Source organism: Citricoccus alkalitolerans (assembly GCF_039528175.1).
Classification (GTDB): Bacteria; Actinomycetota; Actinomycetes; order Actinomycetales; family Micrococcaceae; genus Citricoccus; species Citricoccus alkalitolerans.
Genome location: NZ_BAAALH010000002.1, coordinates 926,835 through 948,806 on the forward strand (window position 1 = coordinate 926,835; position 21,972 = coordinate 948,806).

Consider the following 21,972-nt stretch of genomic DNA (forward strand, 5'->3'; position numbering starts at 1 on the left):
CGTCGGGAAACGGGGCGTCAGCCCCGCGGGGTGGCGACCTCTGCCACGGCCGCGGCCACTCGGAGGGAAACTTCCGGGTCGAAGACCGAGGGGATGATGAAGCTCGGGTTCAACTCCTCGTCCGTGATGGTCCCGGCGATTGCCTCGGCGGCGACCACCAGCATCTCATCGGTGATGTCCGATGCCCCGGCGTCCAGCAGCCCGCGGAAGAAGCCGGGGAAGGCCAGCACGTTGTTGATCTGATTCGGGAAGTCCGAGCGGCCGGTGGCCACGATCGCGGCGTGCTTCGACGCGATGACCGGGTGCACCTCCGGGTCCGGGTTGGACATGGCGAACACGATCGAGTTCTCGTTCATGGCGGCCACGTCGGCCTCGTCCAGCAGGTCCGGGGCGGAGACGCCGATGAAGACGTCGCGCCCGACCACAGCTTCCTTGAGGGAGCCGGAGAAGCCCTCCTCATTGGTGTTGTCCGCGAGCCACTGGCGGTTGGCATCGGCATGCTGGGAGCCGCGCTCGATGATCCCGGCCCGGCCGGCGGCCACGATGTGGCGGGCCCCAGAGGCCTTCAGGAGCTTGATGATGGCGGTACCGGCCGCGCCGACACCGGCCACGGCGATTGAGACATCCTCGATCTTCTTGCCGGTGAGCTTCAGGGCGTTGGTGAGGGCCGCCTGGACCACGATGGCGGTGCCGTGCTGGTCGTCGTGGAAGACGGGGATGTCCAGCTCATCCCGCAGGCGGGCCTCGATCTCGAAGCAGCGCGGGGCGGAGATGTCCTCGAGGTTGATGCCGCCGTAGGCCGGGGCGATGGCCTTGACGATGCTGATGATCTCCTCGGTGTCCTTGGTGTCCAGGGCAACCGGCCAGGCGTCCACTCCGGCGAACTGCTTGAACAGGGCCGCCTTGCCCTCCATGACGGGCATGGCCGCCTCGGGGCCGATGTCCCCGAGGCCGAGCACGGCGGTCCCGTCCGTCACCACGGCCACCGTGTTCTTCTTGACGGTGTACAGGCGGGCCAGGTCCTTGTCCTCGGCGATCGCCTTGCAGACACGGGCCACCCCGGGGGTGTAGGCGCGGGAGAGATCATCCCGGGTGCGCAGCGGCACGCGCAGGGTGGTCTCGATCTTGCCGCCCTCGTGCAGCTGGAAGGTCTGGTCCGTGACCTCATGGACGGTGATGCCCTCGAGGGCGTCCACGGCCTCGCGGACGCGTTCGGCATGGGCCGCGTCCACCGTGTCACAGCCGACGGCCACGGTCATGAACCGGTGGTGCGACTCGAGCACATCCAGGCCGGTCACGGCGGCACCGGTGCCGGCCACGGCCGCAGCGATGTCGGAGGTCGCGGTGAAGGACACGGGGGTCTCGACGCGCAGGGAAATGGAATAGCCGGGGCTGGGTGCTGCCATGGGGACGCTCCTTGGAATCGGGATCCGAACGGTTGCTGGACGGGTCGCCATCATCGCCGCCGCAACGGCACGGCTGGCAAGCTACCGAGTGTAGCGGCGGAGGAGTTCTACCCCGCAGTATGCGGCGTAATGTTCGCCCTCGTCAGTCGGTTCGTGACGTCACCGTGAGGTGGCCGAGAAGGCGGTGGCTGATGCGGCGGTCGCCAGCGCGGTGTGGCGTCGACGGTGGAACTGGTGAATCCCCTCGAGCAGCACGCACGCGACCGCACCGATCGTCACGGCGGCGAGGGTCAGGTCCACTGGCGGGATCTCGAACTGGTGGAATTCCCTGGAAGCGGGGATCAGCAGCACGAGCAGCAGCAGGGCGTACATCGCGGCCACGAGGGTCAGTTTCCACTTCGTCAGCGGCCGGGAGATGAGGTTCAGCACCCACAGGCCCATGAGCGTCAGGGTGATCACGGAGGCGGTCTGCACCTGTTGCAGGGACACCTCTCCCATGGCGTCGGCCGGTCCCGTCGCCTCGCCCGAGAAGCCGGCGAACCAGCGTGCGTACCCGTTGACGGCCAGCAGCCCGGCGAGAATGACGAGGCCGGAGGGGATCGCGAACCGCAAGGCACGTCCGAGGAACCCGGGGACGTAGCGGCGCTGGTTCGGCACCAGGGTCAGGAAAAAGGTCGGCAGGCCGATCATGAGGAAGTCGACGGTGGAGGCCTGGCGTGGCAGCAGCGGGTACTGCCACGCCAGCAGCGAGAAGACCACCCCGAACAGCACGGCGTAGGCCGTCTTCGTCAGGTACATGTGCGCCAGCTGCTCCATGTTGGCGATGACCTGCCGGCCCTCCGCCAGCACCGAGGGCAGACGGGAGAACCTGCTGTCCAGCAGCACCATGCGGGAGACCGCCTTGGTGGCCGGGGCCCCGTTGCCCATTGCGATTCCCAGGTCCGCCGTCTTCAGGGCCAGGGCATCGTTGATGCCGTCTCCGGTCATGGCCACCACGTGGCCGTCCTGCTGCAGGGCGCTGACCATACCCTTCTTCTGTTCGGGGGAGACTCGGCCGAAGACGGAGTGCCCTTGGAGCACCGCCCGGCGCTCCTCCGGATCGGAGGGCAGATTCCGGGCGTCATAACCGTCCCCTTCGACGTCCATGCCGACCTCGCGGGCCACTGCTGCGACGGTCCGGGGATGGTCGCCGGAGATGACCTTCAGCTCGACGTCCTGCTCGCGGAAGTACTCGAGGGTCTCACGGGCGTCGTCGCGCACCTTCTCGCGGAAGGTCAGCAGGGCCACGGCCTCCAGTGCGGGCGGCAGACGCCGGCCGGCGTCGAACCAGGCTCCGACGCCGGCCGGTTCCGTGGAGCGGCACAGCACCATGGTGCGCAGCCCGCGGCTGGTGGTCTCATCGCACAGCGCCTCGATGTGATCGCTACGGTCCGCAGTGAGACTGCCGCCGGATGCCGGGAGCAGGACCTCCGGGGCACCCAGGACCCAGGCCCCGTGCACCGCGTCGCCGGACGGGACATCCCCGCCGGCGCCGGTGCCGGCGTCGTGCAGGGGTGCGGGGCCGAAGGCCACGGCGGACCAGCGACGTTCCGAGGCGAAGGCCACCTGGTCCGTGGGTGCCACGGTGGGCCGCTCGGGGTAGGCCTCCGCGAGGGCCAGGGCAGTGGGGTTGGCATTCGCATCGGCGCCGAACCAGCCCAGCACCAGTGCCCCGGCAGAACGGAGATCAGCCGCGCCGGCCGGGCCGGGGTGGCCATCCAGCGTGGCGGAGGTGAGGTCCATGGAGCCGTCGAAGACGATCCGCCCCTCGGTGAGGGTGCCGGTCTTGTCCAGGCACACCGTATCCACCCGGGCCAGGATCTCGACCGCCGGTTGCTCCTGGATGAGCACCTCCTGCCGGGCGAGCTTGAGTGCGGCCACGGCGAAGGAGATGGTGGTCATCAGGGCCAGGCCCTGCGGGATCATCGAGGTGATCGCGGCGACGGAGGCCACCACGGCCGGTTCGATCGCATCCTGCTCCAGGGCACGCTCCCAGCCGCCCACGGCTTGGACCTGGCCGTTGACGATCAGCGCGGCGATGGGCACCAGCGCGATCGTCAGCCAGGTGGCCACCGTGTCCAGCGCGCCACGGAGCTCAGAGGGAATCTTGGAGAACCGGCGGGCCTCGGTGGCCAGACGCGAGGCGTGGGAGTCCGGTCCGACGGCCGTGACCCGGATCAGGCCCGTCCCGGAGAGGACCGCGGAACCGGAGAGGACGGCATCGTCGGGGCGTTTGCCGACCGCGTCGGCCTCCCCGGTCAGTAGGGACTCGTCGATGTCCAGTCCGTCGGAGGACAGCACCACCCCGTCGGCGGGGACCTGGTCGCCGCGGCGCAGCACCACCGCGTCGTCCAACACGATCTCCTCGAGCCGCACGGGGTGCTCGGTGCCGTCGCGGAGCACGTGAGCGGCATCCTGGTGGAGCAGGGCGATGGCATCGAGTTTGCGCTTGGCCGAGTACTCCTGGATCACGCCGATGACCACATTGGCCACGGCGGCCAGGCAGAATACGAGGTCGAACCAGCGGCCCAGCACGATGATGGCCACTGCACAGGTGGCAATGGCGAGGTTGAACAACGTCAGGATGTGGACGCGCAGGATGGTCCAGATGGACCGGGAGGTGTCCCGCGGCTGACGGTTGACGAGCCCCTTCTCCTCGCGGTCGGCGACGTCGGCCGGGGCCAGGCCGCGCATGGCGAGGACGGTGTCCTGGGGGCGGGGGAGCGGGGAGTGGCCCCGGCGGTGCAGATGCAGGTGGCGCTGGTGGTCCGGATGCTCCGGATCATCCGGTAGGCCCGCTCCGTGGCTCACCGGGTCGGTGGTGGTGTCCACCATGCTCATCATTCTCCCCTTGGCAACGCAGGGCAACGGACGGCGATATCCGCGTCAGGCCCTGCCGATGTGATCCGGTGCGATTCCCCCGAACCCGTTCAACCTACTGCCCCGCCCCAGGCCGAACATCCCACCTGGGGACTATTCCGGGCCCGCTCCGGGTCCATCTCAGGGGTGGCTCCGGGTGGCCACTGCGCGAGTGGCCTCCGAGGCCACCTTCCTCCCTGACAGATCAGGTTCTCCCGATGTTCACCCGGCTGTCCGACCGGTTCACGGTCTTGGTGTGCGGCGTTCACGAAGGAAGCGGCTGGTGTTCAACAGCCCTCCCTATCGTCTGAGGGTCATCTCATCGCCGCCGTCTCACCGGCGGTATCGCTCAACAGAAGAATGGATCATGACCGCCAAGCGCTTGCCTCTTGCCGTCCTCGCCCTGTCCGTCGGCCTCACCTCCACCGGTACGCTCATGCCCGTCGCCTCTGCGGCGCCCATCGCGCCCGCCGCAGCTGTCACCAGTGATGTTGCCGCCGACCTGGAGGCGGACCTGCTGGATGTGACCTTCGAGGATGGCACCCCCGCGGATGCCGCCCAGGGCCGAGAGGCCGTGGTCACGGGCGACCCCGAGATCGGCGTTGACGGTTCCCTGGCCCGCTTCACCGGGGGCTTCGACGGGGACGACGCCTATTCCTACGCGCTGACCGAGGCGGACTACGGCCAGCTGACCGACGGCTTCACCGTGGAGTGCAACTTCAGGCGGGACGCGGCCACCACCGGCGAGGACACTCTGTGCGGCAACAAGGAGGCCGGTGGCTTCGCCATGGTGGTCAAGGAGGACCGGGCCGCCTTCATGATCCACGCCGAGGGGGGCTACACCTTCGCCTGGGCGGACATCGACGCTGACACCTGGTACCACGCCGCCGGCGTGTACGACGGCAAGACCATCAAGCTCTACCTGGACGGCGAGCTGGCCGCTGAGGCCGAGGCCGGTGGGCCCATGACCGTCCCCGCGAATGAGAACGCCCACGCGGTGGTTCTAGGCGCGGACAGCGGCAACGGTGCTCCCGGTCAGTTCGCCACCGCCTCTATCGACGCGGCCCGGCTGTACAGCTCGCCGGCCTCGGCAGAGCAGGTCGCCGCGCTGAACGCCGAGTTCGCCGTGGAGGTCGAGGCGCCCGAGGCAGACGTCTTCAACGTGGACTTCGCCGACGGCACCCCGGCCGACACGGCCCAGGACCTGCCCGTCACCACGCACGGCGCCCCGGTGATCGGTCCCGACCCGGCCCTCGGCCGCAACACGGCTGCCTTCGACGGCGACGACGCCCTGCTGTACCCGTTCGGCGACCAGTACGCCACGCTCGGCGACTCCATGACCGTGGAGTGCGTGTTCCGCTATGACGGCCCGCTGCCGACCTCCGGGGAGACGAACCTCTGCGCCAACAAGGAGGCCGGCGGGTTCTCCATGACCATGTACGCCAACAAGCTGACCTTCGCGGTCAACACCGGCAGCTACCACAACGCTGGCATCGAGATCGAGCCGAACGAGTGGTACCACGCCGTGGGCGTCTTCGACGGAGGCACGAAGACCGTCAAGCTCTACGTCAACGGTGAGCTCGTGGCCGAGAACCCCACCGCCAACGCTGAGATCAAGTGGCCGCCGAACGCCTCCGCGCACAACATGGTGATCGGCGCCGATGCCTCCAACGGGGGCAGCCAGTTCCACGCCAACGCGACGATCGCCGCCGCTCGAGTCTTCGGTGACTCCCTGGACGCCCAGCAGATCGCGGCCCTGAACATCGAGGCCTTCGGCGGACTGCGTGACCAGGTCGCCGAGCTGGCCGGGACCACCCCGGCGGCCGGATCCAAGCTGACCCGCGCGACCGAGTTCGGCGTCGAGTGGGCGAGCCCTGGCCTCGTGGCTGCCGGAACCACCTACGCGATCGACGGACAGCCGGTCCAGCCGGGCGACGTCGTCGGCTCCGGCATGGCAGCCGGCGAACACACCATCGAGATCGAGGGAAAGACCGTGTTCGGCCTGCCGATCTCCGAATCGGTCACGTTCACCTCGGGTTCCATACCGGTCGGCGGCGGCACCGAGACCGGCCAGGGCAACGGCAAGGTCTCGTTGTCCGCCCGCGCGGTGAACCCCGACGGCGGTGACGTCACCACCACCTTCTACGGCGGCCGCGCGGACGTTGCCCAGGGTGGCTTCCAGGGTCTCGTGGACGGGACCCCGACCACGCTCGAGTTCGACTACACGGAGGACGTGGACCTCGAGGGTGCCGGTGACAGCCTGAGCGCCACCGCCGGGCAGATGCCGTTCCAGCGCTTCGACGTCGGAGTCGGCGAAGCCACAGAGGGCCAGTCGGTGCGCTGGGCGGGAACCGTGGATCCGAGCCGCCAGGTCAACCTGCTGGTGTGGAACACGGAGAGCGAGTCCTGGGACGAACTGGCCTCCGGACGCGGGCTCGACGAGAGCGAACTCGTGCTGTCCGGTGCACTGGGCGCCGAGCACCTGGACGAGGCAGGTCAGGCCGCGGTCCTGGTCCTCGGCGAGGATCCCTTCGCCGACGACCTGGAGAACGAGGTCGCCGACTCCTTCGAGGATCCGGCCGACTACGATTTCTCGCTCGCGCACTTCACGGACACCCAGTACCTCGCCGAGGGTGCTGCAGAGGACGCCTACTCCGAGGAGCAGCAGGCGGTCTGGGCCGACGCCTACACCTCCGTGGCCGAGTGGATCGTCGCCAACGCCGAGGAGAAGAAGATCGACTACGTCGCCCACACCGGCGACATCATGGAGAACTGGCACTCCGGCAGCCCGCGGGCCGACGAGGAGGAATACCGCGAGATCGCCGTCGAGGAGTTCGAGTTCGTCTCCCAGGCGCAGAAGATCCTGGACGACGCCGAGATTGTCAACGGTGTCACGCCGGGCAACCATGACAACCGCTCCGGGACGGACAACGGCCGAGACAGCCTGTACAACCAGTACTTCGGTCCGGAGCGCTATGAAGCCCTGGAACAGACGCAGGGGTGGAAGGACGCCGAGGCCTCCTACACGCCGTGGAAGGAGGGGGACAATGACAACCACTACGACCTGTTCTCCGCCGGTGGCCTGGACTTCGTCGCTGTCTATCTGGGCTACGACGTCACCGATGAGGAGATCGCCTGGGCCAGCGAGGTCCTGGACCAGTACTCGGACCGCAACGCCATGATCATGACCCATGCCCAGCGCAAGCCCAGTACCAATCCGGACGGCCGTGGCGCGACCTTCTCCCACGACGGGGCCAAGATCGACGAGGGCCTGCTCCAGAAGCACAGCAACATCTTCCTCGCGCTCTCCGGGCATGAGCACGGCGTGGACATCGAGGTGCGCAAGGACGTCGGCACCGAGGGCAACAACGTGGTCGAGCTGCTGGCCGACTACCAGTTCTACAAGGTCTCGGCCGAGGAACTGGGCCTCACCGGTGTTGACGGCCGCTCGGCCACGGACATGCTCCAGTTCGGCTCCAGCTTCTTCCGGTTGCTGCAGATCGACGTGGACAACGCGGAGATGGCCGTGGACACCTACTCGCCGCTGCTGGACAACTTCGGGGCGACCGAGTATGACGACCGCAACCGCTACAACGGCACGGAGGACGACACCCGGCTGCCGATCCAGCTGGAGACCCGCAAGACCTCCTTCGCCACCAACCAGGTCATGGTCACGACGCCGACCGATGAGAAGATCGGCGAGGCCACGGCCAAGTCCGGTTGGCAGGCGACGATCGAGTGGGCCGGGCTGACCGAGGGCGAGACCTACGCCTGGTACGCCATCAGCCGCGATGCCGAGACCGGCGAGGACCTGACCGCGGGCGAGACCGAGCAGATGGGCGTCTTCACCGCCGTGGCCGCGGGCACGGACACCGTTGCCCCGGAACTGACCGTTCCGGGGGCAGTCACCCTCACGGTGGGTGACGAGTTCGATCCTCTGGCCGGGGTGTCGGCGACCGACAACACCGATGGAGATGTGACCGCTTCGGTGCAGGTCATCGGCTCGGTGGACACCTCCACCGCCGGGGCATACACGCTGACCTACGTGGCTGAGGATGCCAATGGCAACCAGGCGATCGCCTCCCGGGCCGTCGTGGTGAAAGAGGCTGATCAGCCGGAGCAGCCGGAACCGGTGGAGGACTTCACGGACAACCCTGAGGGTTCGCAGTTCTACGCGCCGGTCCGGTGGATGCAGGAGCAGGGCATCACGACCGGGTACACGGACGGGACCTACCGCAAGGGCAAGGACATCTCCCGTGGCGAATCGGTGGCCTTCATCCACCGGTACATCGATCCGGAGGCGACCGACGGGGGAGAGGACTTCACCGATATCACGGAGTCGCACGTGTTCTTCGATGAGATCGTCTGGGCTGTCAACGCCGGCGTGACGACGGGGTACGCGGACGGCACGTTCCTCCCGTACGACAGCGTGACCCGTGGTGAGTTCGCCTCCTTCCTGTTCCGCGCGGTGGAGCCGGAAGCGGGAGAGTGGGACGAGTCCTTCTCGGATGTGGCGGAATCTCACCCGCACCGTGAGGCGATCTCGTGGCTGGCCTCGACCGGGGTCTCGACCGGGTACAAGGACGGCACGTTCAAGCCGAATGACACGATCAGCCGTGGCGAGGTCGCCGCACTGATGCAGCGCTACGCGACCGAGGTCGCGGACCAGAACTGACGCTTTGCGGGCAAGAACAAGTACTTATTCTTGCCCGCAAAGCGCGAGGGGGCGGTGACGGCCGACGGTGCCGTGGATCCCAGGGGCGGGTCGCGGGGCTTGGGGCAGCATGCAGGACTGCGTACCGTGGGTCCATGGCACACACCGACGATCCGGCGACCATCCGCAGGCTGTTGACGAATCACGGCGCCCGATGGGCCGTCGTCGGTCTCACGCCGAATCCGCGGCGCGCTGCCGTCGGAGTGGCGAAATTCCTGCGGGACGAGCAGGGCATGGAGATCATCCCCGTCAACCTCGGTGCCCAGGAGGTTCATGGTGAACGCGGCTACCGGGCGCTGGCTGACATCCCCGGCACGGTCGACGTGGTCGACTGCTTCGTGAACTCGCAGAAGGTCGGGGCGATCGTGGACCAGGCCATCGAGATCGGGGCGAAGGCGGTCTGGCTCCAGCTCGGGGTGATCGATGAGGCGGCGGCCCAGCGTGCGGCGGACGCCGGACTGGACGTGGTCATGGACACCTGCCCGGTGATCGAGGTCCGGAAGGATCCGTCGCTGAGGAGCTGAGGAGCTGAGGAGCTGAGTCCTGACGCCGTCCGCCGGGCTGGATAGGCTGGGCCCATGATCTTCATTGTGGTCAAGTACCAAGTCAAGCCCGAATACACCGACACCTTCCTGGACTCGGTCGCCGAGTTCACGGCGGCCACCCGCGCCGAAGAGGGCAACCTCTGGTTCGAGTGGTCCCGCAGCGTGGAGGACCCGAACGAGTTCGTCCTGGTTGAGGCCTTCAAGGATGGGGCCGGAGAAGCCCATGTGACCTCCGAGCACTTCGCCGCAGGACTGGAGTCCATGCGCCCGCTCCTGGCCGCCACGCCCCAGATCGTCAGCCGCCAGATCGAGGGCGAGGGCTGGGACGAGATGGGCGAACTGCAGGTCGGCTGATCACGAGGCGCCCACACTCTGCGGGCGCGGAACTCTGGAGTTCTCTGCCCGCAGAACGATGGCTGGCGATGGCCGGAGGCGCGCCGGTACCGGTCAGGCCTCGGTCAGGCATTCGCCGCTCTCGGGGCACCGATGCCCGGCTCGATCTGGTGCGGTCCCGCCGCCGACGGGCGGATGTCGAACTCGAACATCGCCGTGGGCAGGTACACGGTCGAGCAGGAGTTCGGGATGTCGACCACGCCGGACAGTCGTCCTTCGATCGGCGCAGCACCGAGGAGCAGATAGGCCTGCTCCGGTGAGTAGCCGAACTTGGTGAGGTAGTCGATCGCGTGCAGGCACGCTCTCTGGTAGGACAGGTGGGAATCCAGATAGCGTTGCTCGCCGTCCAAGGTCACTGAGGTGCCGGAGAAGGCGATCCATTCGCTGAACCGTGGTTCCACGCGGCCGGGCATGAAGATGGCGTTCTCGTGGACGCCGTAGGTGTCCATCCCGCCCTTGATGAGATCCACGTGCAGGTCAATGAAGCCGCCCATCTCGATGGCCCCGCAAAACGTGATCTCCCCATCGCCCTGGGAGAAATGCAGGTCACCGAGGGACAGATTCGCGCCGTCCACGAACACTGGGTAGAACACGCGGCTGCCCTTGGAGAGGTTCTTGATGTCCTGGTTACCACCGTTCTCCCGTGGAGGGGCGGTGCGGGCTGCCTCAGAGCCCACCCGTTCCCATGAGCCCTGATCCACGCCGCCGAGGACAGCATGACCGGCCTCCGGAGGCAGCGCCAGGGGCGGGATCCGCTGTGGGTCGGTGGCAATGAGGTCGCCCTCTCGCTTGTTCCATCTCGCCAGGAGTTCCTGAGATGGCGCCGTGCCCATCAACCCCGGATGGATGAGGCCCTCGAAGGAGACCTCGGGGACATGGCGCGAGGTCGCGACCTGTCCCGTGAAGTCCCAGATCGCCTTGTAGGCGTCCGGAAACTGATCGGTCAGGAACCCACCCCCGTTGTTCTTGGAGAAGATGCCGGTATACCCCCACCCCTGCCCGGCCAGGGGGCCGGAATCCTCCTGCGGGATGGGGCCGACGTCGAGGATGTCCACGATGAGCAGGTCGCCCGGTTGCGCGCCTTCAACAGCGAAGGGTCCGGACAGTTTGTGGACCGTGAGCAAGGGGGCGTTGAGGATGTCCTCAGCCGAGTCGTCGTTGACTATCGCACCGTCGAACCATTCGCGGCAGTCCACCCGGAAGCTGTCCCCGGGTTTGAGGGTGGCGACCGGCGGGATCTCGGGGTGCCACCGATTGTGGCCGAGTTGCTGCTGGTCCTCGAAACTCTTGCTGGAATCCAAGGGGAAGAGGTTCTGTGGCATGGTGATGCATCCTTCTGTGAGGTCTTCAGGGGGAACTGCCCCCGTCCATGGGGGTGCGTTGTGGCGAGATCAGGGCCGCGGCAGTTTGAGGTGCTGGGGGTTGCCGGTGTACGTCGGCTCCTTTCGGGGACGGGCGGGCGAGGGAGCCGCAGGCAGAGAGTTGACCACTTCGGGCGATTCGGCGCTGCGCCGAGTGTCTTCGATCAGGCGGTAGGCGGCGGATCCGGAGTGGGACAGTCGCACGCCCGAGATACGGCGTGATGCCACCTCGCCGCATCTCGGGCAGTCCAGGCTGTCCGGTACGGACGCCATGCTGAAACTGGCCTCGGTGGCGGTGCCCTCGGGGCAGCGGAATTCATACAGCGGCACGGCCAGGCCTCCGTGGGGTGGGTTCGGGTCGGTGCGGATCGGTAGTCGCGGTGTCGTGCTGCCGGCCCAAGAGCCCTGAGACGACCAAGGCGAGCAGGCCACCGATGGCCATGACCCAGGTCCAGAAGGCGTCGGATCGGTACTCGCCGGTCAACAGGAACAGGGCCGGAATGGTGCCCGTCAGATGGGCGACGATCACCGTGAACCAGCCCGTCATCCGTGTCAGGGAGTCCTTGCGGAGTCCCAACAGGAGGAAGAACATGAACCACAGCACGGCCCAGATGAGCCAGATGGCGCCGAAGACCGGGTCATTGACGGTGGTGAAATTCAGGTACCCCATCACGATGGCGACGACGGCGACGAACAGGGAGAACCAGCCGAGGCCCTCACCGTCCAGGTTGAAGGTCTGATTCAACGCGACATAGAGGTACGTGAAACCGAACAGATAGAGGCCGGAGGCACCAAGCACCACGGCGGTGTCCCCATTGGACTGGAGAATCATCAGAGTGGGGAAGACAACCTGCATGACACCGACGAAGTAGTTCATCGGGGCAGCGGCCTTCCCGGAGATCCTGCCCAGGAGCATCAGGCCGTTGATGAACAGCACTGCGCCGACGTACAGGAGACCGACACTGCCCATGGCAACTCCTTGAGACGTGTCCCGGCGCCCACCGCGAGTTGGGCTGGGGATAGCCGGGTCAATGCAAGATTGGAAGTGGTGACGGCTAAGGTATCCCGCCTGAGTTGGGCCAACAAGAGCTCATGACCGCCGGCCGGTGCTACCCCGAGGTGGGGCCCTCTGCAACACTGGGCCCCATGCCCATTCAGCACATTGCCGAAGCCGCCGACTGGGAGCGGGCACTGGACGCCGGCCTCTATGACCGGTCGACCCGTGGTGCCTCCATCGAGAAGGTCGGCTTCCTTCACGCGAGTGCCGGTCCGCGTCAGGTTGCCCTGGTCCTGGACGCTGTCTATGCCGATGTCTCTGAGCCGCTGGTCCTGCTGACCATGAACGAGGAGACCCTGCACGGGGCTGGTCTGCGGGTGGTTCTCGAGCCCGGCGTACCCGCGGACCCCAACGGGGAGTGGTTCCCCCACGTGTATGGCGGGCCGATCCCGGTGGGTGCGGTGGCCGGCGTCGAGCAGATCGATTGGCCCCGGCCGCGGGCCGAGCCGGACCGCGTGGTCACGGCAAGCACCGAGGGTGCGCCTGCGGGCGTGTCCGCGAGCGAGCGCGCCGGGGTGGACTCCGAGGTGGACTCCGCCGCGAACTCCCTCATCGAGGCACACCTGTCCCGGGCCATCGACCTGGCCGCGTCCAACGCCGCCACGAACGGGGGCCCCTTCGGCGCGCTCGTGGTGTCTGCGGACGGCCAGGTCTTCCAGGGGACCAACCGGGTGACCGCCACCCATGACCCGACGGCCCATGCAGAGATGGAGGCCATCCGGGCAGCCGGGCTCGGGTTGGGGACCTTCGACCTGAGCGGGGCCGTGCTGTACGCGAGCTGCGAGCCGTGTCCCATGTGCCTGGGTGCTGCCCTGTGGTCACGCATCACCCGGGTAGTGTTCACAGCCGACCGTCATGACGCTGCGGCTGCCGGCTTCGATGACGCCGCGTTCTACGAGTACTTCGAGTCCCCGTCCCCGGGCCGCAGGGAGGCCATGCCCGTGGTCCACCACCCCACGGACCGCGCTGCCGCGCCCTTCGAGTCGTGGCGGGCCAACGAGTCCCGCATCGCCTACTGATCCACCCGGAATACCGCGCGCACCCGTATGCACCCGAACGCCGCTCTGAGCTAGTCAGTTGGGGAAATTGGTGGCCAAAAGCGGACCGGGATCCCACCACATCCCCCAACTGACGGCCGGCCGGCAGCCGGGCCACGAGGGTAGGGGTTGCCACTGGCTCCGCAGACCCCCAACTGCCAGGTCGCCAGCACCACAGGGAAAGCCCGACGTCGGCACCCAGGGTGGGCGCCGACGTCGGGCTGGTGTTCTGGCAGGTCAGGTCAGCCGAAGTACTTCGGCAGGGTGCCGGCCCAGGCGGCGCGCAGTTCCTCGATCGGCAGGGCGAACTGGTCCTGCACCTCGAGGGAGCCGGAGGCAACGTCCACCACGCCGATGCGGGCCACGGGGAAGCGGCGGGCCGTGGTCATGTCCTTGAACCGGACCTCTTCGGTGCGGGGCACCGCGACAACACACCGAGCCTGCGACTCCGAGAACAGCGCGGTGAAGGCGTCCACGCCGTCGCGGCGCTGGATCTCGTCGAGGGAGACCCGCGCGCCGACGCCGAAGCGCAGCACCATCTCGGACAGCGCGGCGGCGAGCCCACCCTCGGAGAGGTCGTGGGCAGCGTCGATCATGCCGTCCCGCGAGGCGTTGATGAGCAGGTCGCCGAGCAGCTTCTCCGCGGCCAGGTCCACCTGCGGCGGCGTGCCGCCCAGGTGTCCGCGCAGGTTCGCGAACTCGGAGCCGTCGAGCTCGTCCCGGGTCACGCCCATGAGATAGACGGCCTGGCCGTCCGCCTCCGCGTGGAAGCCGGACGGGGTGCGGCGGCCCACATCGTCGAACTTGCCGAGCGTGGCGACCACGGGGGTCGGGTGGATCGGGTTGGCGCCCGTCTGGTTGTACAGGGAGACGTTGCCGCCGGTCACGGGGATGCCGAGCTCGAGGCAGGCGTCCGAGAGTCCTCGGATGCCCTCCGCGAGCTGCCACATGACCTCCGGGTCCTCGGGGGAGCCGTAGTTCAGGCAGTCGGAGACGGCCATCGGGATGGCGCCGGAGGTGGCGACGTTCCGGTAGGACTCCGCCAAAGCGAGCTGCGCGCCGGCGTAGGGATCCAGGAAGGCGTAGCGGCCGTTGGCATCGGTGGCCACGGCCACGCCCAACCCGGTCTCCTCGTCCACGCGGATCACACCGGCGTCATCCGGGGCCGCCAGGGCGGTGTTGCCGCCCACGTAGCGGTCATACTGGCTGGTGATCCAGGACTTGTCACACATGTTCGGACTGGCCATCAGCTCCAGGACCGAGGCGCGGAGTGCCTCGCCTGACGCCGGCAGGTCGGCTCCCGCTGCTGAGTCGCGGAAGCGGTCGGCCTCCAGGGCGTCCTGTCCGGCCGGGCGGTGGTACGGGCGGTCGTAGACGGGGCCGTCATGGGCCACCGTCTTCGGGTCCACGTCCACGATGGTCTCGCCATCCCACGTGATGATGAGGCGGTTGGTGTCCGTGACCTCGCCGAGCCAGGAGTACTCGACTCCCCACGTGGCCATGACGGCCTCGAAGGCCTCCACGTTCTCCGGGTTCACCACGGCCATCATGCGTTCCTGGGACTCGGACATGAGGATCTCGCCCGGGGTGAGGGTGGGGTCCCGGAGCAGCACATCGGTCAGCTCGACCTGCATGCCACCCTCGCCGTTGGAGGCGAGCTCGGAGGTGGCGCAGGAGATCCCGGCGGCACCGAGGTCCTGGATGCCCTCCACCAGGGAGGACTTGAACAGTTCGAGGCAGCACTCGATGAGCACCTTCTCGGCGAACGGGTCACCCACCTGCACCGCGGGACGCTTGGAGGGCTTGGTGTCGTCGAAGGACTCGGAGGCCAGCACGGAGGCTCCGCCGATCCCGTCCCCACCGGTGCGGGCGCCGAACAGGACGATCTTGTTGCCCACGCCGGAGGCGTTGGCCAGGCGCAGATCCTCGTGGCGGAGCACGCCCACCGCGAGGGCGTTGACGAGCGGGTTGCCCTGGTAGATCGGGTCGAACACGGTCTCGCCGCCGATGTTCGGCAGGCCCAGGGAGTTGCCGTAACCGCCGATCCCGGCGACCACGCCGTGCACCACGCGCTGCGAGTCCTCATGGTCGATGGCCCCGAAGCGCAGCGGGTCCATGACGGCCACCGGGCGGGCGCCCATGGAGATGATGTCCCGGACGATGCCCCCGATGCCGGTGGCCGCGCCCTGGTAGGGCTCCACGAAGGACGGGGAGTTGTGGGACTCGATCTTGAAGGTCACGGCCCAGCCGTCACCCAGGTTGGTCACGCCGGCGTTCTCGCCGATGCCGACCATCAGGTCCTTCTTCATGTCCTCGGTGAGCTTGTCCCCGAACTGGCGCAGGTGCACCTTGGTGGACTTGTAGGAGCAGTGCTCGGACCACATGACGGAGTACATGGCCAGCTCGGCGGCGGTGGGCCGGCGGCCGAGGATCTTCACGACCTCGTCGAACTCGTTCTGCTTCAGCCCGAGCTCGGCCCAGGGCAGCTCGGTGTCCGGGGTGGTGGCGGCATGCTCCACCGTGTCGATGTTGAACTGCCGGGCGTCTGCCGACGAGGTGTTCTGGGTACCAGTGGTCACTGGGCGCCTCCTGCGATCGATGCCACCACGGACGTGAAGATGCCGAGCCCGTCCGTGCCCAGGCGCATGCCTGCGGCGGAGTCCGGGCCGAAGCCGGGCTCCACGGCGTGCTCCGGGTGCGGCATGAGGCCCACCACATTGCCGGCGGCGTTGGTGATGCCGGCGATGTCCCGGCGGGAGCCGTTGGGATTGCCACCGACGTAGCGGAAGGCCACCAGGCCCTCGCCCTCGAGGCGGTCCAGGGTCTTCTCGTCGGCCACGTACTGGCCGTCCTGGTTCTTCAGCGGCACGGTGATCTCCTCACCTGCGGTGAACTCCCGGGTCCAGGCGGTCGCGTTGTTCTCCACGCGCAGCACCTGGTCCTGGCAGAGGAACTTCAGGTTCTCGTTCTTGATCATCGAGCCCGGCAGCAGGTGGGACTCGGTGAGGATCTGGAAGCCGTTGCAGATGCCGAGGACGGGCAGGCCCGCAGCCGAACCCTTCCGGGTGCCTGAGCCGGCGTCGTTCCCTGCTCCGCCGGCGGCGGAGATGATGGCGTCCATCAGGGGCGCGAAGCGGGCGATGGCCCCTGCGCGCAGGTAGTCGCCGTAAGAGAAGCCGCCGGGGATGATCACGGCGTCAAGGGAGGAGAGGGCCGCGGCACCCTCGGGTTCGGCGTGCCACAGGGACACGGCCTCGCCACCGGCCAGGCGTACGGCGCGGGCGGCATCCCGGTCATCCAGGGTGCCGGGGAAGGTCACCACGCCGATGCGCGCACCGGTGAGGAGGGGCCCGGCCGTGGAGTAGTCACCGATGAGCGGCAGCTCGGTGTTCTGCGCGGTCATCAGGCGCTCTGGCTCTCGTTCTGGGCCGACTCGGTCAGCACGGCGACGTTGACCACGTCCTCGATGACCGGGTTGGACAACAGCTCTTCGGCGGCCTTGCGGGCCTGCGCCAGGACGTCTTGGGTGACCTCGCCGTCCACGGTCAGTTCGAAGCGGCGGCCTTGGCGGACTGACGCGAATCCGGTGAAACCGAGGCGGGGCAGAGCCCCGGCGATGGCCTTGCCCTGCGGGTCAAGGATCTCGGGCTTGGGCATGACGTCGACGACGATGGTGGGCATGGAGGACTCCCGGTGGTATGCGTGAGGGCTTGACCCAGTCTAGCCGTGACCGGCCGGCCCGATCGGCCTACGCTGAAACGATGAACACGTCCGAGAACCCGCCTGCGGGAGACGCCCCCGGCCAAGCCCTGGCAGCGCGCCGGTGCCCCTGTGGCGGAGGTGATGTCTACGGTGCCTGTTGCGGTCGCCTGCACGGGAGGTTCGCGGCGGACGGCACCCTGGCCGCGCCCACCGCCGAGGCCCTGATGCGCTCGCGGTACTCGGCATTCGCCCTCGCGGCCACGGGAGACCTGGTGCAGGCGGAGGAGTACCTGTTGGCGACGTGGGCGCCCGAGACGCGGCCGGCGCAGCTGGCCCTGGACGGGCCCGCGGACGAATCGGGCGACGACGTCCACTGGCTGCGCCTGGACGTCGAGTCCATGTCCGGCGGCGGCCCCTTCGACGACGCCGGCACGGTCACCTTCACCGCCCACTTCCGGACTCCGGCAGGCCGGCACACCCAGCACGAGACCTCGCGTTTCGTGCGCCGCCAGGGCATCTGGCTCTACCGAGACGGCGAGGTCAGGTGACGCGCTTTGCGGGCAATAGTGATGAGTTCGCTCCGGCGCGAACCCATCACTATTGCCCGCACAGCGGAGAGGGTCAGTTGTAGATGCCGATGACCCCGAAGAGGACGCCCGAGGCCAGCATGACCAGGGAGACGACGCAGGCGCGCCACAGCACCTTCCTGTGGTGGTCGCCCAGATCCACCTTGGCCATGGAGACCAGGAGCAGGATCGCCGGAACAAGGGGGGACTGCATGTGCACGGGCTGGCCGGTGACGGAGGCCCGGGCCATGTCCACTGCGGGGATGCCGTAGTGGGCGCCGGTCTCGGCCAGCACGGGCAGGATGCCGAAGTAGAAGGCGTCGTTGCTCATGAAGAACGTGGCCGGGATGGAGATGATGCCGGTGAGCACCGCGAGGATCGGGCCCATCGAGTCCGGGATCACGTCCACCAGCCACTGGGACATCGCCTCCACCATGCCGGTGCCGGTCAGCACGCCGGTCAGCACGGCGGCCGCGAACACCATGGAGACGACAGCGACGATGGACGAGGAGTGATTGCCGAGGACCTCGGCCTGCTTCTTGACGTTCGGGAAGTTCACCAGCAGGGCGATCGCGGTGCCGATCATGAACAGGTAGGCCAGCGGCAGGATGTCCGCCACGAGCAGCACCATGATGACCGCGGTCAGCACGAGGTTGAACACGAACAGTTTCGGCCGCAGGGTGTCCCGGTTCGGGTCCAGCGCGGTATCGGACATGTCCGGACCCGCAGGGGTAACGGCATCCTCGGTGCGCTCCATCAGCGCGACGCCGGCTCCCCCACCGGACGTGCCCCCGGTCCCGGAGGGCACGGGCGCGCCCGAGCGGCGCCCGCGGCGGCCGGCACCGCCTGCAGGCTCGCCGGCGCCGCCGGTGGAGGTGACCTGGCCGCCGGAGGTGACCTGGCCGCGGGAGGCGGCCGAGGCGGCGTCGAACCTCTGCTCGGGATGGCCCCAACGGGCCGGGTCCTCACGGCGCAGGCGGCGGCGCTCGGCCAGGCCCAGGAACCACGCGAAGGTGAAGACCACCGCGAGGCCCACGATCATCGAGGGGATCATCGGGACGAAGATGTCCGCGGCGTCCACGTTCAGGGCGGCGGCGGCGCGCACGGTCGGGCCGCCCCACGGGACGATGTTCAGGGTGCCGTTGGTCAGGCCGGCCACACAGGTCAGCACCACGGGGCTCAGGCCCAGGCGGTGGTAGACGGGCAGCAAGGCCGCGGTGACCACGATGAAGGTGGTGGACCCGTCCCCGTCGAGTGAGATGACGGCGGTCAGCAGGGCGATGCCCATGACCACCTTGGCCGGGTCATGGCCGACCACCCGGACGATCCAGTTGACCAGCTTGTCGAAGAGGCCGACGTCGATCATGATGCCGAAATAGGCGATGGCGAACATCAGCAGCGCGGCGGTGGGGGCCATCTGGCCGACGGCCTCGAGGATCATGTCCCCCAGGCCGAGCCCGGCGCCGGTGAACAGGCCGAAGATCGTGGGGACGAGGATCAGTGCCAACAAGGGCGTCATCCGCTTCGTCATGATGAGGGCCATGAAGGTGGCCACCATCGCGAAGCCCAGCGGGACGAGCATGGGTTCTCCTGGTTCGAGAGGTGTGCCGGCTTTCACCGGGGCGTGTGACGGAGGCCACGAGGGTCCGCAGATTGCAGTCACCCTACGGTGACCCGGACCACGGAAAGCGGTTGTGCTCGCAAGTGGGCGAAGAACCCGTTCGGCGCATTGTGTGCGTTGTGCTCACCGCGGTCCGTCGCGACTGCCGGGAGCCGCCTGACCCTAGACTGTCGGGCATGGATGAGCAGCGGCCCATTCGGGGAACCTTCTCCGCGCGCATGACGGGCCTGGTGCTCGCCGCAGTTGCCGGCACCCTGGTGATCTGCCTGATGGCCATCGTGTGGCTGACGGCCCATCGGATCCACGACCAGGCCGAACAGGAGGCTCTCGGCATCGCCCGGTCCGTCGCATCGATCCCAGACGTCCGTGAACTGGTCGCTGCCCAGGCGGAACTCGAGACCCTGGACCCGGTCCAGCTCGCCGATGGCCCCCTGCAAACCACTCTCGAAGGGGTGCGTGAACGAACCGGAGCCCTGTTCGTCATCGCCACCGAGGACCGCGGGCTGCGGCTGGTCCACCCCAACCCGGACCTCATCGGCCAGCGGGTCAGCACCGATCCGGTGGCCTTGCGCGGGGTGGAGGACACCTCGACCGAACGCGGCACCCTGGGTGAATCGGTGCGGGCCAAGGTGCCGGTCTGGTCCGCCGACGGGGAGCGCGTGGTGGGGGAGATCAGCGTGGGAGTCGGAGTGTCCGCCGTCTCCGCGGACATGCGTCAGGCCGCGGTGTCCGTGGCCGTCGTGGGGGTGGTGGGCCTCATCCTCGCCCTGCTGGCAGCCGTGTACCTCAAGCGTCGGCTTCGACGCTTGACCCTGGGGCTGGAACCGGACGAGATCGCCGCCTCCGCGCGAGATCAGGCGGCCGTGCTCTACGGGGTGCAGGACGGCGTGATCGGCGTCAGCCCGGAGGGGATCATCACGGTCCGCAACAAGGCGGCCCGCATGCTGTTGGGCCTGCCGCACCGGGCCGAGCCGGGCGATGTGGTGGGCCGCCGCTATGACGAGTCCGGCCTGCCGGGCGCGCTGACGGAGGCTGTGGCCGGAGTCCTGCAGTCCGGGGCGTCGGTCACCGGCCTGCGGCTGGCCGTGGGTGAATCCTCGATGATCGCCTCCGTGGTGCCGGTCCACCGGGACGGCGTGGACCTGGGCGGGGTGGTCATGCTGAAGGACACCACGGCGGTGGAGGCCCTCGGCAGTCGGTTGGACGCCGTGGAGACCATGGCCTCGGCACTGCGCGCTCAGCGGCACGAGTTCGCCAACCGGCTCCACGCCCTCTCCGGGCTCCTGGCGGCCGGCCAGCTGGAGGCGGCGCAGGAGTTCCTGCAGCAGGTCATCGAGTCCGGACCCGTGAAGGACCCGGTCCCCGGGATCGATACCGTGCAGGACACGTTCCTGCGGGCCTTCGTGGGCGCCAAGGGCGTGCAGGCCCACGAGCTCGGCGTGGAACTGCGGGTGGGGCCGGAGACGTCCTTCTGGCAGACCGTGGTGGACCCCCAGGATGCGACGGCGGTACTCGGCAACCTGGTGGACAACGCCGTGCGCGCGGCCCTGGAAGGGCACGGTCCGGAGGGTCACGGTCCGGAGGGTCACGACGCCGGCCTGGCCGGCCCGGCAGGCACCGTCGACACGGCCGGTCGAGCGCCCGCCGTACCGTGGGTCGAGGTCGACCTGCTGGGGGAGGGGGACACCCTGCATCTGGCGGTGGCCGATTCCGGGAGCGGCGTGCCGACAGGCCTGGACGTCTTCGCCCCGGGCGCCACCACCCGGGAGGATGGGGAACACGAGGCGCACGGCCATGGAGTCGGGCTGACCCTGGCACGGCGGCTGGCACGCCAGCGGGGTGGGGACGTGTGGCTGGCCGATCCTGGGGGCCTGGACGAGGCGGTCACGGGTCCCTCAGGAGCCGTGTTCTGCGCGCGCATCCCCGCGGTTCTGAGCACATCGATGGAGGGTGAGAGATGACCGAGAGCTCCACGGACCTGATGGTCCTCGTGGTGGACGACGACTTCCGGGTGGCGTCCATGCACGCCGCCTACGTGGATGCGGTGCCCGGTTTCACGGCGCTGCCGCCCGTGAACGACGCCCGTGTGGTGGCCCGCACCGTGGCGGAGGCCCGGCCGGACCTGGTGCTGCTGGACCTCTACCTGCCCCACGTGTCCGGGCTGGACCTGCTGTGCGTGTTGGACGTGGACGCCTTCGTGCTCAGCGCCTCCGGGGAGGGGGAGTCGGTGCGGACGGCCCTGCGGCGCGGGGCCTTGGCCTACCTGGTGAAGCCCTTCACCGAGAGGGCCCTCGCGGGCCGTCTGCGGGCCTATGCGCGGTACCGCCGGTTGCTGGCGGGTGGCACCCATGATCAAGTGGCGATCGACCGCGCCCGCCGGGTGCTGCTGGTGGAGTCCGAGCAGGCTCCGGCCTCGGCCTCGGCGACCACCGAGCAGTCCGTACTGGAGGCCGTCACCGCGGCCACGGCGGATCTCACTGTGATGGAGGTCGCCGAGGCCGTCGGGATCTCGCGGGCCACCGCCCAGCGGTATCTCTCCCATCTGGCCCAGACGGGGCAGATCAGCCTCGGGCTGCGCTACGGGGCCCGTGGGCGGCCGGAACATCGCTACGGCCCCTTGACGCTCTGAACTGACAGCGAGGGGTGAAGGTGGAGGGGCGGAGATGAGCCGG

General features: G+C 68.5%; 16 protein-coding genes and 1 pseudogene. 8 read left to right on the plus strand and 9 right to left on the minus strand.

Going from position 1 to position 21,972, the window contains the following annotated elements; all coding sequences use genetic code 11:
- Positions 1–17: 17 nt before the first annotated feature.
- Both ABD134_RS10120 and ABD134_RS10125 read right to left on the minus strand, forming a co-directional pair.
- Positions 18–1,406, minus strand: coding sequence for an NAD(P)-dependent malic enzyme (locus tag ABD134_RS10120; protein WP_344229116.1), 1,389 nt, complete (start codon positions 1,404–1,406; stop codon positions 18–20).
- 159 nt (positions 1,407–1,565) lie between these two features.
- Entirely contained in the window at positions 1,566–4,280 is a 2,715-nt protein-coding gene (locus ABD134_RS10125; protein WP_344229118.1) for an HAD-IC family P-type ATPase, read from the minus strand.
- A gap of 391 nt (positions 4,281–4,671) precedes the next feature.
- On the opposite strand from ABD134_RS10125, the gene ABD134_RS10130 reads away from it, so the two are divergent.
- The 3 genes from ABD134_RS10130 (at position 4,672) to ABD134_RS10140 (ending at position 9,917) form a co-directional block, all read left to right on the plus strand.
- A complete protein-coding gene (locus ABD134_RS10130) occupies positions 4,672–8,979 on the plus strand; it encodes a LamG-like jellyroll fold domain-containing protein (RefSeq protein ID WP_344229119.1) in 4,308 nt (1,435 codons plus the stop codon).
- Positions 8,980–9,113: 134 nt separating this feature from the next.
- Positions 9,114–9,542: a CoA-binding protein gene (locus ABD134_RS10135; protein ID WP_344229120.1), complete on the plus strand. Its 429-nt coding sequence runs from the start codon at positions 9,114–9,116 to the stop codon at positions 9,540–9,542.
- A gap of 54 nt (positions 9,543–9,596) precedes the next feature.
- On the plus strand, positions 9,597–9,917 hold the full coding sequence (locus ABD134_RS10140) for a putative quinol monooxygenase (RefSeq protein WP_188804362.1): 321 nt from the start codon (positions 9,597–9,599) through the stop codon (positions 9,915–9,917).
- Between the two features lie 104 nt (positions 9,918–10,021).
- Here the strand turns inward: ABD134_RS10140 and fmdA are convergent, their stop codons facing one another.
- The 3 genes from fmdA to ABD134_RS10155 form a co-directional block, all read right to left on the minus strand.
- A complete protein-coding gene (gene fmdA / locus ABD134_RS10145; protein WP_344229124.1) occupies positions 10,022–11,278 on the minus strand; it encodes a formamidase in 1,257 nt (418 codons plus the stop codon).
- Positions 11,279–11,347: 69 nt separating this feature from the next.
- Positions 11,348–11,590: an FmdB family zinc ribbon protein gene (locus ABD134_RS10150; RefSeq protein WP_344230843.1), complete on the minus strand. Its 243-nt coding sequence runs from the start codon at positions 11,588–11,590 to the stop codon at positions 11,348–11,350.
- Between the two features lie 43 nt (positions 11,591–11,633).
- Positions 11,634–12,287: an AmiS/UreI family transporter gene (locus tag ABD134_RS10155; RefSeq protein WP_344229126.1), complete on the minus strand. Its 654-nt coding sequence runs from the start codon at positions 12,285–12,287 to the stop codon at positions 11,634–11,636.
- A gap of 176 nt (positions 12,288–12,463) precedes the next feature.
- Here ABD134_RS10155 and ABD134_RS10160 point away from each other — a divergent pair.
- Together ABD134_RS10160 and ABD134_RS10165 are read left to right on the plus strand one after the other, a co-directional pair.
- A pseudogene (locus ABD134_RS10160) lies at positions 12,464–12,772 on the plus strand (DUF952 domain-containing protein); the annotation flags it as partial.
- A gap of 153 nt (positions 12,773–12,925) precedes the next feature.
- Positions 12,926–13,393: a nucleoside deaminase gene (locus ABD134_RS10165; RefSeq protein WP_378108313.1), complete on the plus strand. Its 468-nt coding sequence runs from the start codon at positions 12,926–12,928 to the stop codon at positions 13,391–13,393.
- Positions 13,394–13,653: 260 nt separating this feature from the next.
- On the opposite strand, the gene purL is transcribed toward ABD134_RS10165, so the two are convergent.
- Genes purL through purS form a run of 3 tightly spaced genes read right to left on the minus strand, consistent with a single transcriptional unit; the run spans position 13,654 to position 17,092 of the window.
- Complete coding sequence (gene purL, locus ABD134_RS10170; RefSeq protein WP_344229128.1) at positions 13,654–15,990, minus strand: phosphoribosylformylglycinamidine synthase subunit PurL; 2,337 nt, start codon at positions 15,988–15,990, stop codon at positions 13,654–13,656.
- Positions 15,987–16,814: a phosphoribosylformylglycinamidine synthase subunit PurQ gene (gene purQ / locus ABD134_RS10175; protein ID WP_344229130.1), complete on the minus strand. Its 828-nt coding sequence runs from the start codon at positions 16,812–16,814 to the stop codon at positions 15,987–15,989. The genes purL and purQ overlap by 4 nt, the downstream gene beginning before the upstream one ends.
- Positions 16,814–17,092, minus strand: coding sequence for a phosphoribosylformylglycinamidine synthase subunit PurS (purS, locus tag ABD134_RS10180; RefSeq protein WP_344229132.1), 279 nt, complete (start codon positions 17,090–17,092; stop codon positions 16,814–16,816). The genes purQ and purS overlap by 1 nt, the downstream gene beginning before the upstream one ends.
- A gap of 80 nt (positions 17,093–17,172) precedes the next feature.
- On the opposite strand from purS, the gene ABD134_RS10185 reads away from it, so the two are divergent.
- On the plus strand, positions 17,173–17,661 hold the full coding sequence (locus ABD134_RS10185; protein WP_344229134.1) for a YchJ family protein: 489 nt from the start codon (positions 17,173–17,175) through the stop codon (positions 17,659–17,661).
- Positions 17,662–17,734: 73 nt separating this feature from the next.
- Here ABD134_RS10185 and ABD134_RS10190 read toward each other — a convergent pair whose 3' ends face one another.
- Complete coding sequence (locus tag ABD134_RS10190) at positions 17,735–19,261, minus strand: CitMHS family transporter (RefSeq protein ID WP_344229136.1); 1,527 nt, start codon at positions 19,259–19,261, stop codon at positions 17,735–17,737.
- Between the two features lie 215 nt (positions 19,262–19,476).
- Between ABD134_RS10190 and ABD134_RS10195 the strand changes: the two genes are divergently transcribed.
- Both ABD134_RS10195 and ABD134_RS10200 read left to right on the plus strand, forming a co-directional pair.
- Positions 19,477–21,261 carry a sensor histidine kinase gene (locus ABD134_RS10195; RefSeq protein ID WP_344229138.1) on the plus strand — a complete coding sequence of 595 codons (1,785 nt, stop codon included), beginning with the start codon at positions 19,477–19,479 and terminating at the stop codon, positions 21,259–21,261.
- The gene (locus tag ABD134_RS10200) at positions 21,258–21,929 is read left to right on the plus strand and encodes a response regulator (protein ID WP_344229140.1); all 672 of its coding nucleotides are present in this window, start codon (positions 21,258–21,260) and stop codon (positions 21,927–21,929) included. The genes ABD134_RS10195 and ABD134_RS10200 overlap by 4 nt, the downstream gene beginning before the upstream one ends.
- The last annotated feature ends 43 nt before the right edge of the window (positions 21,930–21,972 follow it).

What these genes read in the sequence shown, in the direction of transcription:
- ABD134_RS10120 (WP_344229116.1), bottom strand. Translation starts at nt 1,406, where the DNA reads ATGGCAGCACCCAGCCCCGGCTATTCCATTTCCCTGCGCGTCGAGACC.
- ABD134_RS10125 (WP_344229118.1), bottom strand. Translation starts at nt 4,280, where the DNA reads ATGGTGGACACCACCACCGACCCGGTGAGCCACGGAGCGGGCCTACCG.
- ABD134_RS10130 (WP_344229119.1), top strand. Translation starts at nt 4,672, where the DNA reads ATGACCGCCAAGCGCTTGCCTCTTGCCGTCCTCGCCCTGTCCGTCGGC.
- ABD134_RS10135 (WP_344229120.1), top strand. Translation starts at nt 9,114, where the DNA reads ATGGCACACACCGACGATCCGGCGACCATCCGCAGGCTGTTGACGAAT.
- ABD134_RS10140 (WP_188804362.1), top strand. Translation starts at nt 9,597, where the DNA reads ATGATCTTCATTGTGGTCAAGTACCAAGTCAAGCCCGAATACACCGAC.
- fmdA (WP_344229124.1), bottom strand. Translation starts at nt 11,278, where the DNA reads ATGCCACAGAACCTCTTCCCCTTGGATTCCAGCAAGAGTTTCGAGGAC.
- ABD134_RS10150 (WP_344230843.1), bottom strand. Translation starts at nt 11,590, where the DNA reads ATGGCGTCCGTACCGGACAGCCTGGACTGCCCGAGATGCGGCGAGGTG.
- ABD134_RS10155 (WP_344229126.1), bottom strand. Translation starts at nt 12,287, where the DNA reads ATGGGCAGTGTCGGTCTCCTGTACGTCGGCGCAGTGCTGTTCATCAAC.
- purQ (WP_344229130.1), bottom strand. Translation starts at nt 16,814, where the DNA reads ATGACCGCGCAGAACACCGAGCTGCCGCTCATCGGTGACTACTCCACG.
- purS (WP_344229132.1), bottom strand. Translation starts at nt 17,092, where the DNA reads ATGCCCACCATCGTCGTCGACGTCATGCCCAAGCCCGAGATCCTTGAC.
- ABD134_RS10185 (WP_344229134.1), top strand. Translation starts at nt 17,173, where the DNA reads ATGAACACGTCCGAGAACCCGCCTGCGGGAGACGCCCCCGGCCAAGCC.
- ABD134_RS10190 (WP_344229136.1), bottom strand. Translation starts at nt 19,261, where the DNA reads ATGCTCGTCCCGCTGGGCTTCGCGATGGTGGCCACCTTCATGGCCCTC.
- ABD134_RS10195 (WP_344229138.1), top strand. Translation starts at nt 19,477, where the DNA reads ATGGATGAGCAGCGGCCCATTCGGGGAACCTTCTCCGCGCGCATGACG.
- ABD134_RS10200 (WP_344229140.1), top strand. Translation starts at nt 21,258, where the DNA reads ATGACCGAGAGCTCCACGGACCTGATGGTCCTCGTGGTGGACGACGAC.